This is a genomic window from Variovorax durovernensis, from assembly GCF_977011995.1.
The window spans coordinates 3,390,818-3,406,897 of the sequence record NZ_CDRNCW010000001.1; the positions used below are offsets into that span (position 1 = coordinate 3,390,818).

The 16,080-nt window shown below is 62.0% G+C and carries 11 protein-coding genes and 2 pseudogenes; 7 read left to right on the top strand and 6 right to left on the bottom strand.

Annotated elements, in window-relative coordinates:
• Window positions 1-8: 8 nt before the first annotated feature.
• A pseudogene (locus ACWV14_RS16130) lies at window positions 9-224 on the bottom strand (mercury(II) reductase); the annotation flags it as partial.
• A gap of 67 nt (window positions 225-291) precedes the next feature.
• Between ACWV14_RS16130 and ACWV14_RS16135 the strand changes: the two are divergent.
• Window positions 292-486, top strand: a pseudogene (locus ACWV14_RS16135) (MerR family transcriptional regulator); the annotation flags it as partial.
• A gap of 189 nt (window positions 487-675) precedes the next feature.
• Here the strand turns inward: ACWV14_RS16135 and ACWV14_RS16140 are convergent.
• Window positions 676-2,115, bottom strand: coding sequence for an efflux transporter outer membrane subunit (locus tag ACWV14_RS16140; RefSeq protein WP_454909460.1), 1,440 nt, complete (start codon window positions 2,113-2,115; stop codon window positions 676-678).
• Window positions 2,116-2,350: 235 nt separating this feature from the next.
• Here ACWV14_RS16140 and ACWV14_RS16145 point away from each other — a divergent pair, with 235 nt between their 5' ends.
• A complete protein-coding gene (locus tag ACWV14_RS16145) occupies window positions 2,351-3,571 on the top strand; it encodes an efflux RND transporter periplasmic adaptor subunit (RefSeq protein WP_454909636.1) in 1,221 nt (406 codons plus the stop codon).
• A gap of 54 nt (window positions 3,572-3,625) precedes the next feature.
• Entirely contained in the window at window positions 3,626-6,796 is a 3,171-nt protein-coding gene (locus ACWV14_RS16150; RefSeq protein ID WP_454909461.1) for an efflux RND transporter permease subunit, read from the top strand.
• Window positions 6,797-6,838: 42 nt separating this feature from the next.
• Here ACWV14_RS16150 and ACWV14_RS16155 read toward each other — a convergent pair whose 3' ends face one another.
• Window positions 6,839-7,447, bottom strand: a complete 609-nt coding sequence (locus ACWV14_RS16155) for a response regulator transcription factor (RefSeq protein ID WP_454909462.1) — start codon at window positions 7,445-7,447, stop codon at window positions 6,839-6,841.
• Window positions 7,448-7,608: 161 nt separating this feature from the next.
• Here ACWV14_RS16155 and ACWV14_RS16160 point away from each other — a divergent pair, with 161 nt between their 5' ends.
• Window positions 7,609-9,210 carry a sensor histidine kinase gene (locus ACWV14_RS16160; RefSeq protein ID WP_454909637.1) on the top strand — a complete coding sequence of 534 codons (1,602 nt, stop codon included), beginning with the start codon at window positions 7,609-7,611 and terminating at the stop codon, window positions 9,208-9,210.
• A gap of 10 nt (window positions 9,211-9,220) precedes the next feature.
• On the opposite strand, the gene ACWV14_RS16165 is transcribed toward ACWV14_RS16160, so the two are convergent.
• The 3 genes from ACWV14_RS16165 to ACWV14_RS16175 all read right to left on the bottom strand — a co-directional run bounded on the left by ACWV14_RS16165 (window position 9,221) and on the right by ACWV14_RS16175 (window position 11,895).
• Complete coding sequence (locus ACWV14_RS16165) at window positions 9,221-10,174, bottom strand: hypothetical protein (RefSeq protein WP_454909463.1); 954 nt, start codon at window positions 10,172-10,174, stop codon at window positions 9,221-9,223.
• A gap of 131 nt (window positions 10,175-10,305) precedes the next feature.
• The gene (gene dmeF / locus ACWV14_RS16170; RefSeq protein ID WP_454909464.1) at window positions 10,306-11,610 is read right to left on the bottom strand and encodes a CDF family Co(II)/Ni(II) efflux transporter DmeF; all 1,305 of its coding nucleotides are present in this window, start codon (window positions 11,608-11,610) and stop codon (window positions 10,306-10,308) included.
• A 6-nt stretch (window positions 11,611-11,616) separates the two neighbouring features.
• Window positions 11,617-11,895, bottom strand: a complete 279-nt coding sequence (locus ACWV14_RS16175) for a metal/formaldehyde-sensitive transcriptional repressor (RefSeq protein ID WP_012435739.1) — start codon at window positions 11,893-11,895, stop codon at window positions 11,617-11,619.
• A 105-nt stretch (window positions 11,896-12,000) separates the two neighbouring features.
• Between ACWV14_RS16175 and ACWV14_RS16180 the strand changes: the two genes are divergently transcribed.
• The 3 genes from ACWV14_RS16180 (at window position 12,001) to ACWV14_RS16190 (ending at window position 16,061) form a co-directional block, all read left to right on the top strand.
• Entirely contained in the window at window positions 12,001-12,342 is a 342-nt protein-coding gene (locus ACWV14_RS16180) for a MerR family DNA-binding protein (protein WP_454909465.1), read from the top strand.
• A 145-nt stretch (window positions 12,343-12,487) separates the two neighbouring features.
• Window positions 12,488-15,436 carry a Tn3 family transposase gene (locus tag ACWV14_RS16185; RefSeq protein WP_454908371.1) on the top strand — a complete coding sequence of 983 codons (2,949 nt, stop codon included), beginning with the start codon at window positions 12,488-12,490 and terminating at the stop codon, window positions 15,434-15,436.
• A gap of 301 nt (window positions 15,437-15,737) precedes the next feature.
• Window positions 15,738-16,061: a hypothetical protein gene (locus ACWV14_RS16190; protein ID WP_454908370.1), complete on the top strand. Its 324-nt coding sequence runs from the start codon at window positions 15,738-15,740 to the stop codon at window positions 16,059-16,061.
• The last annotated feature ends 19 nt before the right edge of the window (window positions 16,062-16,080 follow it).

Sequence of the window (16,080 nt, forward strand, 5' to 3'; positions counted from 1 at the left end):
ATCTCCTTTCATCCTGCGCAGCAGGACAATTGTTTGACATCCTTGGTGAAGGTCTGCTCCGCGAGCTTCAGCCCCTCGACCATCGTCAGGTAGGGGAACAACTGGTCAGCCAGTTCCTGTACGGTCATGCGGTTACGGATCGCGAGCACCGCCGTCTGGATCAGCTCGCCCGCTTCCGGGGCCACTGCCTGTACCCCAATGAGTCGTCCGCTACCTTCCTCGGCTTGTCCTTTCGAATTTGAATTGGATAGCGTAACCTTACTTCCGTACTCATGTACGGAGTCAAGCGGTATGGAAAATAATTTGGAGAACCTGACCATTGGCGTTTTTGCCAAGGCAGCCGGCGTCAACGTGGAGACCATCCGGTTCTATCAGCGCAAGGGCTTGTTGCCCGAGCCGGACAAGCCCTATGGCAGCATTCGCCGCTATGGCGCGGCGGACGTGACACGGGTGCGCTTTGTGAAGTCGGCCCAGCGGCTGGGCTTCTGTCGGCATAGCGAAGAAAGTTAGAAAAAATAGCGAAGTAGGCTGGAGCGCGAAAGAGAGGGCGCGAGTGTTCCGTTCCGGGGCGCCAACCCACCTAGGGTGGGTGGTCGTATCTGCGCAGCGTTTGTCCGTTGCCAGCGGAGCACGACTGGTCCGAATCACCGTGAATCCAAAATGGCTCTCGAATTTTCAGCGCTCAGCGATGTCGCCGCCCTTGCGATTCCACCATCCGCCGCCCACCGCCTGGAACAGCGCCGCCGTGTCGGTAAAGCGGTTGGCACGCGCGCCAATCGTGGCCTGTGTCGCGGTCTGATAAGCCTGTTCCGCATTGAGCACGGCGAGGATGTTGACCTGACCGATTGCGCGTTGCTTGGTGGTGATATCGAGCGTCGTGCTGGCAGCCTGCTCGGACTTGAGCGCGGCCTTCAGCACGTCGGCATCGGCATCCAGCGCATGTAGGGTGTCGGCCACGTTCTGGAAGGCGGTCACGACGGTACCGCGATACTGCGCCTCGGCCTGGTCGATGCCCGCGTCGGCGGCGCGCTTCTTGGCCAGCAACGTGCCGCCGTCGAAGAAAGTTTGCGCCACCCCGCCCACCAGGCTCCAGAAGACGTTGCCCTGCTGGAACATCTGGCTGAACTGGGAAGCTGTGCCGCCCCGCGTGGCGGAAAGGGTGAGTTGCGGCAGCATGTTTGCAATCGCCACACCTACCTGCGCCGTGGCGGCGTGCAGTTGTTCCTCTGCAGCTCGCACGTCGGGGCGTTGCCGCACCAGATCGGACGGCAACGACACAGGCAGCTCTTGCGGCAGCTTGAAATCGGCAAACGTGAAGGTCTCGGGAATGCCCTCGCTCGGCAGCTTGCCCGCCAGCGCGGCCAGCAGATCGCGCTGCACTGCCAACTGCTTCTGCAGGTTGGGCAGCGCCTGTTCGGCCTGTGCCAGTGCCGTCTGCGCAGCGGCAACGTCTAGTCCGGTGACAGCCCCCAGCGTGAACTGCTTGCGCAGGTTGTCGACCAGTTGCGTGTTGATGTCAACGATGCGCTGCTGCGCATCGATCTGCGCGCGCAGCGACGCTTCCTGCACCGCCGCCGCCACGATGTTGGTGGCCAGCGTCAGATATGCAGCTTCCATCTGGAAGTACTGCGCGTCTTCCGTCGCCCGGAGCGATTCGACCTGACGCCGGTTCAATCCGAACACATCAGGTGCGTAGCTGACCGTGACTTGCGCCGTGTGCAGACTGTAGATCTCGGCATTCGATGTGAGCGACGGCGCGATGGTGCCCACCGCATCGCGCTTGTGGGCACCCTGATACGAGCCCTGCACCAGCGGGAAGAATGCACCCTGCTGCGCTCGCACTTGCTGGTGCGCCACCCGCAGCGCCGCCTGTGCGGCGGCCAGCGTGGGGCTGGCAGCAAAGGCATCGGTAATCACTTTGTTCAGCTTGTCCGACTGGAATGCTTTCCACCATTCGTCGGACACCTTCATGCCCGAGACAAAGCGCTGCGCCTCACCGCCCTGTGTGGCAGCGGATGACGTCTGCTCCGGCAGCGGCTGCGGCGTATAGCCGGTCACCTTGGGTGCTTCCGGCGTCTTGAAATCGGGGCCGACCGCGCAGGCCGATACCAGCATGCAAGCAGCAATCGCTGCGACACGAGTGCGCGAGGGAATAGCTTTCAGAACTGCATTGAGTTTGTGGCCCGGAGGCGACGTGGTTCGCGACATGGTTCGCCCGATTCTTGTCAGCGGTGGAATGGCCGCGATTCTATTCGGCAGCAGATCAACCGCGTACTGTGATTGATCACAGTAGACCGGACTGCTTCACGCACCCATCATGCGGGCAATTTTTGTAATCTTGGGGGTTGTCGTGCGTTTCGATGCAAAATCCGCCGCCGTGGGGGGCGCCGCCGCCGCTGTTGCCGTCGCCGGCCTGATGTTCGCGTTCTCGGGGCGGACACAATCCGCGTCTACGTACGAACAGGCTGAATCCAGTAAGGCGGGCGCCAAGGCCGCCACGGATGCGGCACCGCGCAAGCCAAGGCAAGGCGTCACGCTGAACTCATCGCAGAGTGAGCATGTCAAGGTGGCTGCGGTCGAGGCGCACGAGTTTGCCAACCAGCGCGAGGCGATCGGCAACATTGACTTCAATGAAGACCGCTCGGTGCAGGTCTTCACGTCCTATCAAGGCAAGATCCGCAACGTATTCGCCAAGATCGGCGACGACGTGCCCAAGGGCAAGCCGCTGTTCGACATTGACAGCCCCGACCTGGTGCAGGCCGAATCCACGCTCATCTCGACCGCCGGCACACGCAAGCTGACAACGCGGGCCCTGGAGCGTGCACACCAGCTCTTCGAGATTCAGGGCCTTGCGCAAAAGGATCTGGATCAGGCGACGTCCGACCAACAAGCCGCCGAAGCGGCCTACAAGGCTGCCCGCGATGCAGTTGCCATCTTTGGCAAGAGCGCCGCGGACATGGATCGCATTGTCGAACAACGCCGGATCGAACCCATTCTGACGGTCACCAGCCCGATTGCGGGCCGTATCACCGCACGCAGTGCGCAGCCAGGCCTGTTGCTGCAGCCCGGCAGCGGCACGGCACCGTTTACGGTGTCCGACCTCTCCAGCATGTGGATGCAGGCGTTCGTGCCTGAAACGGACAGCCCGCTGCTGCATGTGGGCCAGAAGGTCCAGATCAAGGTGAATGCGTTCCCGAACCGCTCGTTCGCCGGTGTTGTGACAACGGTTGGCTCGACGGTGGATGCGAATACGCACCGCGTGTTGGTACGTTCGGAAATCCAGGACCCGAAGCATGAACTCCGTCCGGGCATGTTCACCTCGTTCACGATCCGCACGGGTGAACCGACCCGCTCTCCTGCCATCCCGCCCAACGGGATCGCGCGCGAAGGCGACGGCACCATGACGGTATGGGTGACCACCGATCGCAAGCAATTTGCGCCGCGCACAGTCAAGCTCGGACAGGAACAGGACGGGCTGGTCCAGATCGTCGACGGACTCAAGCCCGGTGAAATGGTGGCCAGCGACGGGGCACTCTTCCTGAGCAGTGTCGCGGCAACCACCGGCCAGTGACCACCGGCTCTTCTTCCTGACCTGATCAATCAAGCGCTCACTAAGAGGTAGACCGTGCTGAGGGCCATTCTCAGGTTGTCGCTCACGCGCCGACCACTCATTCTGCTGTTCCTGCTGGTATTCATCGCAGCGGGTCTGTACGCCTATTCCAAGCTCAATATCGAGGCGTATCCGAACCCCGCGCCTGTCATCCTGGAAATCACCGCGCAGCAAGCCGGGATGTCTGCCGAGGAGATGGAGCGTTACTACACCGTGCCGATGGAAGTGGGCCTGGCGGCCACGCCGGGCGTGGCGAGTATCCGCTCCACCTCGTTCTACGGCCTGTCCTTCGTGCGGGTCACCTTCAATTACGGCATCGACTATTACTTCGCCTATTCGCAAGCCGCGTTGAGCCTGCAGCAGAACGTCAACCTGCCGAACAACGTGCAGGCCCAGATCCAGGCCTCCAGCCTGGTGGGCGAAGTTTTGCGCTATCAGGTCAAGGGCCCGCCGCATTTCGGCCTGACGAACCTGCGTGCCATCCAGGACTGGGTGCTGCAACGGCGGCTGCTGACGGTGCCGGGGGTGGCACAGGTGGTGGCCTGGGGTGGCCCCACCAAGAGCTATGAAGTCTCGGTGGACCCGCGCAAGCTCGAGACGTACAACGTGACCCTGCCGCAGATGATGACGGCGCTGGGCAACGCCAATATCAACGTCGGCGGTCGCACGCTCAACTTCGGACAGCAGTCGATCAACATCCGGGGCGTCGGTCTGGTCAGCAACCTCAAGGACATCGAAAAGGTCGTTCTGACGCAAAACAACGGCGTGCCGGTGCAGGTCAAGGACGTTGCGACGGTGAAGCTCGGCTTCGTGCCTCGGCTTGGCATTGCGGGGCGCGACAACGAGGACGACGTGGCCCTGGGCACCGTCGTGATGAACCGCACGCAGAAGACGAGCGACGTGGTGGCCCGCGTCAAGGCCGAGATCCAGAAGCTCAACGCGGACGGCACGCTGCCACCGGGTGTCAAGGTCGAACTGTTCTATGACCGCTCCGAACTGGTGACCACCACCACGCACACCGTGCTGCATGCGCTGGTCTTCGGTTTTCTGCTGGTGTTCTTCATCCAGTGGGTCTTTCTGGGCGATCTGCGTAGTGCGATCATCGTCGGCGTCAACATTCCGTTCGCCCTGTTCTTCAGCATCATCATCCTGGTGCTGATGGGGGAATCGGCCAACCTGCTCTCGGTGGGCGCGGTCGACTTCGGGATCATCGTCGATGCGTCGGTGATTCTGGTGGAGAACATCTTCCGAAATTTCCAGATGCCTGCGGCTGAGCAGGCACGCATTCTGGCCAGCCGCGATGCCAAGGTGCTTGGCATGCGCGTTCCAGAACGCATCCGCATGATCTTTGTCAGCGCGCTGCAGGTGGACAAGGCGGTGTTCTTCTCGGCCGCAATCACGCTGGCCGCCTTCGTGCCCCTCTTTACGATGCAGGGCGTGGAAGGCCAGATCTTCGGGCCGATGGCGCGCACCTACGCCTATGCCTTGATGGGCGCGCTGATCTCCACCTTCACCGTCACGCCGGTCCTGTCGTCGTACCTGCTGCCCAAGCACATCGAAGAAAAGGAAACGCTGCTGGTGCGCGGGCTGCATCGCATCTATGCGCCGGCGCTGAAGTGGTCGCTGTCCAACAAGAAGATCTCGGTGACCATCGGCGCCTTGGCGCTGCTGATCACGGGCCTGCTGATCCCGCGCCTGGGTACCGAGTTCCTGCCTGCGCTCGAAGAAGGCAACCTGTGGCTGCGCGCCACGCTGCCGCAGACGGTCTCGCTTGAGGCAGGCGCGCCGTCGGTGACGAAAATCCGGCAGATTCTGCTGCGCCACCCGGAAATCAGGACGGTCGTGTCCATGCATGGCCGTCCCGACGACGGCAGCGACGCCGCAGGCTTCTACAACGCGGAGTTCTACGTCCCGTTCAAGCCCTCCAGCGAATGGCCAGGGGGCATGACCAAGGAAAAGATCGTGGCGCAGCTGCAGAAGGAGTTCTCGGACGAGCTGCCGGGCGTGGCCATGAACTTCTCGCAATACATCCAGGACAACGTCGAGGAAGGCCTGTCCGGCGTGAAGGGCGCGAACTCGGTCAAGATCATCGGGCGCGACCTGAAGACGCTGGAGACGCTTGCCGACCAGGTCTACGCAGAAATGAACCAGGTCAAGGGCATCGCCGACCTTGGCGTGTTCCGCGTGCTCGGCCAGCCCAACCTGAACATCCGCATCAACCGCGAGGCGGCCGCGCGCTACGGGCTCAACACCGGCGACGTGAACAACATCGTGCAAGCGGCGCTGGGCGGCTCGGTGGCGACCCAGGTGGTGGAAGGCGACCGCCAGTTCCAGATGCTGGTGCGTTTCGCACCGGAATACCGCAACGACATCGAAGCGGTCCGCAACATCCGGGTGCCCTACACCGCGTCGAACAGCACCACGGGGTATATCCCCTTGCGCGAGCTGGCCGACATCTCGCTCGATACGGGGGCGTCCTACATCTATCACGAACGCAACGAGCGCTATATCCCGATCAAGTTCAGCGTGCGCGGGCGCGATCTGGGCGGCACGGTGGAAGAGGCACAGGAACGCATCGCCAAGCACGTCAAGCTGCCCGAGGGCTATCGCATCGTGTGGGCGGGCGAGTTCGAAGACCTGGAGCAGGCCAAGAAGCGCCTGGAGTTTGCCGTGCCCGTCAGCATGCTGCTGATCCTGGTGTTGCTGTACGGCCTGTTCAACTCGGCACGCGACAGCCTGATGGCGCTGGCTGGCATTCCGTTCGCCATTACCGGTGGGGTGCTGGCGCTGTTCTTGACGGGGCTGGATTTCAGCATCTCGGCGGCGATCGGCTTTGTGTCGCTGTTCGGGGTGTCCGTCATGGACGGCATCCTGATGATCACGTACTACAACGATCTGCGCCGCGAGAAGGGCATGCAGCCGACCGAGGCGATGTTCCACGCCGCGCAGCAACGGATGCGGCCGATGCTGATGACCGCGCTCTCCGCCTGTATCGGCCTGTTTCCGGCGGCCATCTCCACCGGCATTGGCAGCCAGGTGCAGCGTCCGCTGGCGACCGTGGTGGTGGGCGGCATGCTGATCGGACCACTGATGCTGCTGGTGATCGTGCCGGCGCTGCGGATGGTGTTCCTCGGCAAGGAGCCCCCGCCCGATGCGCCGTCGCCTGAAGAGGCCGCCCCGGTTTGATGTCAGCATCGTCCCCGCCTGCGAGGGGACGATGCCATTGACTCAATCGAGCTTGATGATGCCGGTGGAAGACGCCTTAACTACCGCTTCGATGCGCGTGGCCACGCCCAGTTTCTGCCGTGCGTTGTCGATATGGAAGTCCACGGTGCGCTTGGACAGCCCAAGGATGGCGGCAATCTCGCCGGAGGTTTTGCCGCGTGCCGACCAAGCCAGCGCTTCCACCTCGCGCTCACTCAGGTTGACCGGCGGCTGTGGCTTGCGTGTGCGCGCGCTCCTGGCCAGCCGTGTCTCGATGATGCTGCACAGGATGTCAAAGTCGACCGGCTTGGTCACGTAGTCGTCGGCACCCAGGCGGCGGCCCTTGAGTTCATATTCGCGCTGCGCAAACGCCGTGAGAAAAACGAAGGGGATCTCGGAAAAGCACGGCGCCAGCGCGCCGACTCTCTCCAGCAACTCGAAACCCGTCATGCCGGGCATGCCGACGTCGCATAGCACGAGGTCCGGCACCTCATGGAGAATGGCGGCCAGACCTTGCTCGCCATCGTGCGCCTGGCTGACCGAGAACCCGCGCTCGATCAATTCCTCGGCAATCAATTCAGCAGTTTCGCGGTCGTCCTCGATACAGAGGATTTTTCGATCAGATTCGCTCATGGTGGTTCTGCATGAAGATGAGGTGACCCGCGGCCAATGCCATGGCGGGAATCGATGCCTTGGCCGTGCCATCACATGGCATTATCTGTCGAACGCTTGCGCTGCAGTTCAATGCATTGCCAAGCAGTCCGCTCCACCCGAAAAAGCGTCCAGTAAGCCCCATGCATAGCCCAGTTCCAGCGCCGGCCAACGCACGCATGCCCGGATTCCGCCCGCTATCAGCGCTGCGACCCGTCCGGGTTCGGCTCACGCTAGTCTTCGTGACGTTTCTGCTGCTGGTCGTTGGCTTGGGTGCTTTCAGCATCGATCAGCTTGCCAGCTTTCACAGCGTGTCGTCGCAGATCAGCGACCGATGGCTGCAAAACAGCCGCATTCTCGGCGACCTCAACAACTACATTTCCGATTATCGGTATGGGGAAGCGGAGTACCTGATCTCGACTTCGCGCGCGGGTTGGTTTGACGCGGATGAGCAGATCGTCAAGCTCGACGAGATGATCCAGCGATCGCAATCCCGATTCGAAAAGATCGAGCACGACGGGGCCGAACGTGCGCTCTACCGGCAATTCGTCGACCAATGGAATACCTACCGCGACCTGACCAAGCGTGTGATCGCGACGGCCAAGGCAGGAGACGTTCGCGGGGCGACGCAGCTCTATCACGGCGAGTCGTGGCACGCCTATGATCGCGCCAACGACACGCTGAACATCCTGACTGAGCGCAACGTGGCTGGTGCGGCTGCAGAAACCAAGCGCGAGGCGCAGGCCTACCGTGACGCGCGGCAGCTCATCATTGGTGCCATTGTGGTGGCAGCCTGTCTGGTCGTGACCGCGGTGGCCTACCTTGCCTACGCGGTCTCTCGCCCGATTGCCGTTCTGGTCGATCGCATGCACCACATTGCCAACAACGATACGCACGTCGATATCCCAAGTCTGGAGCGGCGTGATGAGATCGGCGATATCGCCCAGGCGGTGGCGCGCTTTCGCGACAACACCATCGAACTCGGCCGCAGCAAGGATGCGCTGATCGAGCAGGCTGCGGTATTGCAGGACATGCTGGACAAGGAGCGCCGCTTGGCCGAGTTGCAACGCAACTTCGTCTCCATGGCCTCGCACGAATTCCGCACGCCGCTGGGTGTGATCGATGGCCACGCGCAGCGGCTGATGCGCATGCGCGAGGCGCTGCCACCAGAAGTGCTTGATGAGCGCTGCGGCAAGATCCGCGCGGCGGTGCAGCGGATGACGCATCTGATGGATCACCTGCTCGACTCGTCGCAATGGCTCGATAACACGACGCTTGCGGCGGTACGGTGCACGGATTTTCCGCTCTCGATGCTGCTGCACGAGGTCTGCGAGATGCACCGGGACAGCACGCCGGGTGCCCGCATCGAAGAGCACGTGGAAACCAGCGCGTCCGACACCTTTTATGGCGATGCCAAGCTGCTTTTCCAGGCGTTCAGCAACCTGATCGGCAATGCCATCAAATACTCGCCGCCGGGGGCACTGGTCAGCGTGCATGTGCAAGGCGATGCCGAAAGCGTGTCGGTGATGGTGGAAGACCAAGGGTTGGGCATCCCGGAGCGCGATATCAACCGGCTGTTCGAGCGCTACGTCCGGGGCGGCAACGTGGCCGGTACGGTCGGAGCCGGTGTCGGCCTCTATCTGGTCAAGCTGGTGGTGGAGCTGCATCGGGGAACCATTACCGTCAGCAGCAAGGAGGGACGTGGCTCGAGATTTACGGTGCAACTGCCCCTATCGAAGGTCTAGGAATCCGCAGCTAGCGAGCTAGCATTGGCTTGCCAAACACCGCTGGCAGAAAATCATCCAGGAAGAACAACACTTGGATATTCGCACCAACGCCTCGCGTCGACCCATGGGTCAGAGGAACGACTAGTTCTGCCGCTACCTGCCACGTGTCCTGGACATAGGCAACGCCGGGGTTGACGGTGCCACGCGTACGCTGGCCCCGCGGCGACTCGAACGCGAACTCAACCAACGGAATCCATTGGTGGAGCGGTTCCTCTTTGGGGAGCACGCCGGGCACAAACCGATCCGTCAAATAGAGCGTGCTGTACTCCAATGCGAACCCCCAATGCACCGTGGTGACGTTGGCTGTCCTCACTGGGTTGAACCGTCGCGTCATCGGGTCATAGCTCAAGTTGTCCGATGCTTTGCTGGTCGGCACGGCCACGCTGACGCCCGCCGTGATGCCGAACGGCCGCAACCAAGACCATGCGTCAGGCAGCGAACCGAACCCCTGGCCAACGTACAGGCTGGGGGCGATGGTCGCCGACGTGCTGGCACCGAGCCGTTTGGCGCCACTCTGGGGCAGCCCATAGATCAGCGAGGCGGCAACAAGCGTCTCGTTCAGATCGTCTTCGTAGAGCCGGGATTTGAGAATCAGGTCGGAACCGGTCGCGCCGTGCTGGCGTGCGCCGTCCCAGTCGCGCCGAATGAAACCGCTGTCGAAGCCGATCGAGACCTCGGGTGTCAGCAGCCGTGCGAACGAGACTGTCGCGCCGCGATCCGTGACGTTGCCGCCGTCGTTTGGGTGTTGCACGGCGCCAGCGGTGATCGAGAATTCGTCAGCAACGGCGGGGTCGTCGAAATTCAGCGTCCCCGGAAAGAAGCGGTTGCCAGCAATGCCATGTGCATGTGACGGGCTGGAAACGAGCGCAGCAAGAGCGAACGCTGCCGCGCAAATGCGGGCAAATCTAGATGGGCAGTACATGGTCGGGAGAGCGTCCGCGGTTAGGCCGCGACAAGGTTTTCTTGTTTTGGTCGGGCGAATGCGGTACCCACATGGCGGGATACCGCCCCCGTGCTGATCGTCCGGAGGAAATGTCCAGGTCGGCCGTTAGGTCATTTGGCCGGCATCGAATGAATCTCGACCGTAACGTGTGACAGCGCTTGGAATCGCCGCAGCCGTTGATGATAAAACTGCGGCCCGCGGTGCGCCTGGCGTGTGCCGACCGAGACCACCGCGCCCAGGTGTCCGGGGCCGATGCGCCAGACGTGCAGGTCGAGCAGCGTGTCGCCATCGGTTTCCAGTGCAGTCTTGATGCGGCCGCAGATGTGCTTGTCCGGCGTCATGTCGACCAGGATGCCGCCCGTGTCGCGCATCAATCCATAGGCCCAGTTGGCGATGACCAACGCGCCCACCACACCTGCAAGTGGGTCCATCCAGAGCCAGCCAAAGGCTTTTGCCAGCAACAGCCCGATGATGGCCAGAACAGAGACGGCCGCATCGGCCAGCACGTGTACATAGGCCGCACGCATGTTGTGGTCGCGATGGTGCGCCCCGTGTCCATCGGCATGATCGTGGTCATGCTCGTCGAAAGCCACGCTGTATTCCTGGCCGCCGATACCGAGCACGGCAGTAAAGGTATGCGGTTCCGGAATCTCTGTTGTGGATTCCCGATAGTTCGCCTTGCGGACCATCAGGAATTCCTGGCGGCTGCCGTCCGGCCGGATGGTGGTCACCGTCGCCACGTCGCGGGGCAGCGGGGCGGTTTCTCCAGCCAGGCGGAAAACTGGAGGCACGTTATCTTCAAAGATCGACAGCGCGAACACACCTGCCGGCGCGTCGATATGCTGCACTTCCTTGCCGTGTGCATGTGTATCGCCAAGTCCGGCTGCGCCGTGATCGTGTCCGTGGACGTGACCATGGTGATGACTGTGGCCATGGCTGTGACCACCGTGGTCCCCCCCGCTCAGCAGCCAAGCGCTGGCGACATTGACCAGTAGACCGACGATCGCAATCGGGATTGCCTCACTAAAGTGGATCGGCACCGGCGAGAGGAATCGCGCCACCGCCTCGTAGCCAATCAACAGCGCGATCATCGCCAGGATGATGGCGCTGGTGAAGCCTGCCAGGTCACCGAGCTTGCCCGTACCGAACACGAAGCGCGGGTCATTCGCGTGACGCCGCGCATACGTGTAAGCCAGCGCCGCGATCAGCATGGCGCCAGCGTGCGTCGACATGTGCAGCCCATCGGCCACCAGTGCCAGCGAGCCGAACACGCTTCCGCCGACGATCTCGGCGGCCATCATGAGCGTGCACAGCACGATCACGGCCCAGGTTTTGCGCTCATTCTTCTCGTGCCCTTCGCCAAGGAACACGTGGTCATGGCTGGCGCCGAACGGCGTGTCGTAGAAGTTGCTCATAACGGCTCACTTGAAATAACTGTGCACGACCTCGATTAGCTGCTCCTTGGCGCTGCCCTCGGCGTGTTCATGCTCGTCATCCACCTCGGTTAGGTGGGTACGTATGTGGTCTTCCAGCACGACGGCCAACAGACCATTCATGGCGCCACGGCAGCTCGTGATCTGCTGCAGGACGGGCGCGCACCCCTGTTCCTCTTCCAGCGCGCGCTCAATCGCATCGAGTTGGCCGCGGATGCGGCGTACACGATTGAGCAGCTTCTGCTTCTCGCGGATGGTATGGCTCATCCTGCACCTCGCTTAATATACTATAGGGGGGTATACTACATCGAGTTCGACTGCCCGGGGGAGGCAACATTTGCACCGAACCCAAAGACGTAGCCCTCTGCTCGTATGACGGCGAAAACGCCCGACTGCGTGACGCGAGCGGGATTTCTGGCCCGGCCGGCGGTAGGGATCTGGGCGGTTCAACGCTGCAGAACAACTTCGCTATTTTCTAATTTCCTCCGCTACGTCGACAGCTTCAGCCTGGACGAGATTGCCGAGCTGTTGCGGCTCGACGATGGCACCCACTGCGAGGAGGCCAGCAGCCTGGCCGAACACAAGCTCAAGGACGTGCGCGAGAAGATGGCCGACTTGGCGCGCATGGAAACCGTGCTGTCTGAACTCGTGTGCGCCTGCCATGCACGAAAGGGGAATGTTTCCTGCCCGTTGATCGCGTCACTACAGGGGTGATCTCGGTTCCGGTGCAAATCGCAGCGGTTTGAATAAAGGGTAAACCCTTGTATTCGCAAGAGTAACTCAGCCCGGGTTTCACGGACCTCCGTCTCTGCCATGATTGGCGCCGCCTGCGCCATTCGGCGTCGACGAGAGGAACACGGTGTCGAGTTTCCACTTGAGGTTCGTGGGTGCGGTCGAGTTGCCCAAGTCGCTTTCGGAGATGGATGTTGATGAATCCTTTCGCCTGAGTGAGAAGGACATCGCCGACGTTCGAGAGAAGTTCAAGAGCGCGCGACTGGGTGCAGCACTGCAACTGGTGTTCATTCGGGCCACGGGTCGCTCTCTCGACAAGGTCACGGGCATTCCCCGAGCGCTGCTGAAATCCCTTTGCATATCGCTGGCGTTGAACGACACGGCGATCGCAACGCTCAAGACGCTGTACAAGCGGTCGGCCACGCGATTCGCTCATCAAAAATGGGCCCGAGAAGCCAGTGGCCTCTCCCCGGCCGACGACTCGACTCTCAAACAACTTGCCGACGCGCTGACTGAACTCGCGGCGACGGCCTCATCTGTCGACGAACTCGTCAAGGAGGCTGAGCACTGGCTCTTCGACCGCAGACACCTCCTGCCAGGGGATCGTGCGATTCGGGACATCGCCCGCCAGGCCTTTGCGGCCACTGAAGCCGCCGCGCTCGCCTCGGTGCGCAGCGAGATCTCTGCACCGATGTTGAGGCGGGCCATTACCCGGGTGTTTTCGAAGCGCCGTGGCCGAACGGGTGGCACCATTCTCGAATGGCTGAGGGTGCCGCCGGGTAAACATGGTCCCAGCGGCCTGAGTGAGGTCACTGAGAAGGTCTCCTACCTCAAATCCCTCGGCGTTCACGACTGGGCGCTGTCCGGCATCTCGAACGCGCGCCTGAGGGCTTACAGCCATAGCGTCGTCAGCCGGCCCCCGTTCGACACCGAGCGGCTGAGCGAGGACAGGAAGGCGGTGGAGATTGCTTGTTTCCTGCGCGTGACCCTGCTCGAGCTGACGGACGCCACCGTGTACATGGCCGGTCGCCGCGTCTGCGATTTTGTGCGCCATGCCTCCAGCCGGGTCCAGTCCACGCAGGCACGTGGCGCCATCGAACTGCGCCAGGAGCGCGAAAAGATTCGCAACTTGCTGTATGCCGAGGACCAGACGGCCCAGCAGAAGATCGAAGCCTTGAAAGCGTTGATCCCGCCCGAGTGCGGTTCTCCCCTCACGAGCCGCGCAGCGCTTGTCAGGCAGGCACTCACGCAGGACAACCAGAAGATCACAGCCCTGCTGAATTCGTTGGCACACTTCGAGGTCAAGGGCGATGAATCGCAGCGTCCCCTCAAGCAGATCCAGGCGCTGCGCGACCTCCAGGCGCGTGGCATCAGAGAGTTGCCTAAGGATTTCGATGTCACGATCACGGACCCGGTGTGGCATGAGTTGCTGAATGCTCCCGATCGCAAGAAGGCTCTTGCCGCGCTTCGCGCGTCCACCCTCACGTCGGTGCGCAAGGGTCTGCGCGGTGGTCGTCTGTGGATCGATCACAGCTGGAGCCACCGCAACAGGCAGGATCAGTTGATCTCGCCGCAGGACTGGAAGAAGAAGCGGCAGAGCTTGATCAGTGCCCTGAGCCTCACAGCCGACCCGAAGCAATTTCTGGATCGCCTTCATGGCACCCTGAAGGAATGCCTCCAGGCGCTGTCCACCGCGTGCGCCGCCGGAAAGGTCGAGATCGACGCCCAAGGGCATGTGCGACTGCCTGCCATCCAGCCGATGGACGTCGACGCCCAAGCCAGCCGGAGCCGGGATGCCATCTTTGCGATCATCGGCGATGCCCAGTTCGGCGACATGATCGTTGAACTCGATGCGCATGTCGGTTTCAGTGAACTGCTTTTGGGCAGTCGTGCGAAAACGCCCCGCGAACTCAGTGCCTTGTACGGTGCGCTCCTGGCGCACGGCACTGAGAACGATGCGAGAGGTGTCGCCGCGATGGTTCCCGGCCTGGAGGTTTCTCACATCTCGGCCGCCATGCGGTCCCTGGAAGGGCATGGCCGCCTTCGGCGTGCGAATGAGCGTCTCGTCGCATTCCAGCGCCAGCACCCTATCGCAAGCCTTTGGGGCAAGGGCGACAAGGCGTCGGCCGACATGATGTCGCTGGACGCGTCCAGGCACTTGTACAACGCGCGGCTGGACCCGCGCCGGCGCACGCCCGCGGTTGGGGTCTATTCGCACGTCATGGGATCGTACGGCCTGTTCTATGACCAGCCGATCGTCCTGAACGAGCGCCAGGCACCGGTCGCGGTTCACGGGGTGGAGTCCCACAACAACACATTGGGTGCCGACGGTCTCCGGTTGTCTCTGCTCGCGGTGGACACGCACGGCTACACGAACGTCGCGATGGCCGTCGCGAAGCTGCTGGGCTTCGACCTGTGCGTTCGCCTGCAGAATCTCGCCGAGCGCAAGCTCTATCTGCCGCGCTCGTTCGAGCGACCCGAGAATCTGGAGCAGCTTGCCATTGGCGACGTCTCCGAGCGGGCGATCACCAAAGGCTGGGATGATCTTTTGAGGTTGATCGCCTCGATCCGCGGCGGCCATCTCTCGGCCAAGGAAGCGCTGGAAAAACTCGGCAGCGCCGCCAAGGGTGATCCTTTGCACCGGGCCGCAGATGAGCTGGGAAAGCTGTTGCGCACGATTTTTCTGTGCGACTACTTCACCAACACCGAATTCCGCCGCGAGATCCACACGCTGCTGAACCGGGGTGAGTCGGTGCACCAACTTCAGCGTGCCATCTACCATGGCCGGATTCTTCCCGAGCGCGGTCGCCGGCGCGACGAGATGCGGGCCATCTCGGGTTCTCACGCCTTGCTGACGAACGTGGTCGTCGCATGGAACACCATGAGGATGCAAGGTGTTGTCGATCGCTGGCGCAAGGAACAGCACCCCATCGAAGATGCCTGGCTGCGCCGCATGGGGCCGGTGCACTTCGGGCACATCAACTTTCGCGGAACCATCGCGTTCAGGATCGAGCAGTTCGAGGACGCCTTGCTGCACAAGACCGCCCCAAAGCGGCGTGCTGCCGGGGCCATGTGATGCACCGCAGCGCTGCGGTTTGCACATGAATCAGAAAGTGCCTCGACACCAGGCCTTTCACAAGTGCTTGATTCATATGGGAATTCAATGCCAAACCGCTGTGATTTGCACGCGACTCAGAAAACGCCCAGCGTAGCTCGGGGTGATCGTCCTTTCCGTGCAGATTGGTGTGCTTGGTTCGATGTTCCTGATGCCCGAGCGATCCGAGGGCGGCGGAATTGAGGTTGGGGACTGGACTGCCGTGGCTCAGCAAGACACAAAGCATCTAAGCTATTGATTTAAAAAGAAATCTGAACGGCACATGAAATTCTCTGACATCGTTGTCGGCGGCAAATACAGCAATGCAACGTCGAAAAGCGCCGGAGTCCGAATCGTTGACTCGATCTTCGAGCGGGTCAACGGCGAACGCGCATTAGCCTGGACGAGCGCCGTTCCTCGGCGTTTGCGCGCCGGCCACGACCGCGGCGTCTCGACCGTGGCTACCTTTGCGCGCTGGGCGCAGGCAAGTCAGGCGATGACGACCGAGGAAACAACGGCCTACGAGCAGCGGGCTACCCAGTGGGCCCAGATCCAGCAGCAATACGGCACCGCGGTTCGAGCGCTGATCACCCGGCAGGATCAATAAGCAACAGATGCAAATTGGA

What these genes read in the sequence shown, in the direction of transcription:
- ACWV14_RS16140 (WP_454909460.1), bottom strand. Translation starts at nt 2,115, where the DNA reads ATGCTGGTATCGGCCTGCGCGGTCGGCCCCGATTTCAAGACGCCGGAA.
- ACWV14_RS16155 (WP_454909462.1), bottom strand. Translation starts at nt 7,447, where the DNA reads ATGAGCGAATCTGATCGAAAAATCCTCTGTATCGAGGACGACCGCGAA.
- ACWV14_RS16160 (WP_454909637.1), top strand. Translation starts at nt 7,609, where the DNA reads ATGCATAGCCCAGTTCCAGCGCCGGCCAACGCACGCATGCCCGGATTC.
- ACWV14_RS16165 (WP_454909463.1), bottom strand. Translation starts at nt 10,174, where the DNA reads ATGTACTGCCCATCTAGATTTGCCCGCATTTGCGCGGCAGCGTTCGCT.
- dmeF (WP_454909464.1), bottom strand. Translation starts at nt 11,610, where the DNA reads ATGAGCAACTTCTACGACACGCCGTTCGGCGCCAGCCATGACCACGTG.
- ACWV14_RS16175 (WP_012435739.1), bottom strand. Translation starts at nt 11,895, where the DNA reads ATGAGCCATACCATCCGCGAGAAGCAGAAGCTGCTCAATCGTGTACGC.
- ACWV14_RS16180 (WP_454909465.1), top strand. Translation starts at nt 12,001, where the DNA reads ATGACGGCGAAAACGCCCGACTGCGTGACGCGAGCGGGATTTCTGGCC.
- ACWV14_RS16190 (WP_454908370.1), top strand. Translation starts at nt 15,738, where the DNA reads ATGAAATTCTCTGACATCGTTGTCGGCGGCAAATACAGCAATGCAACG.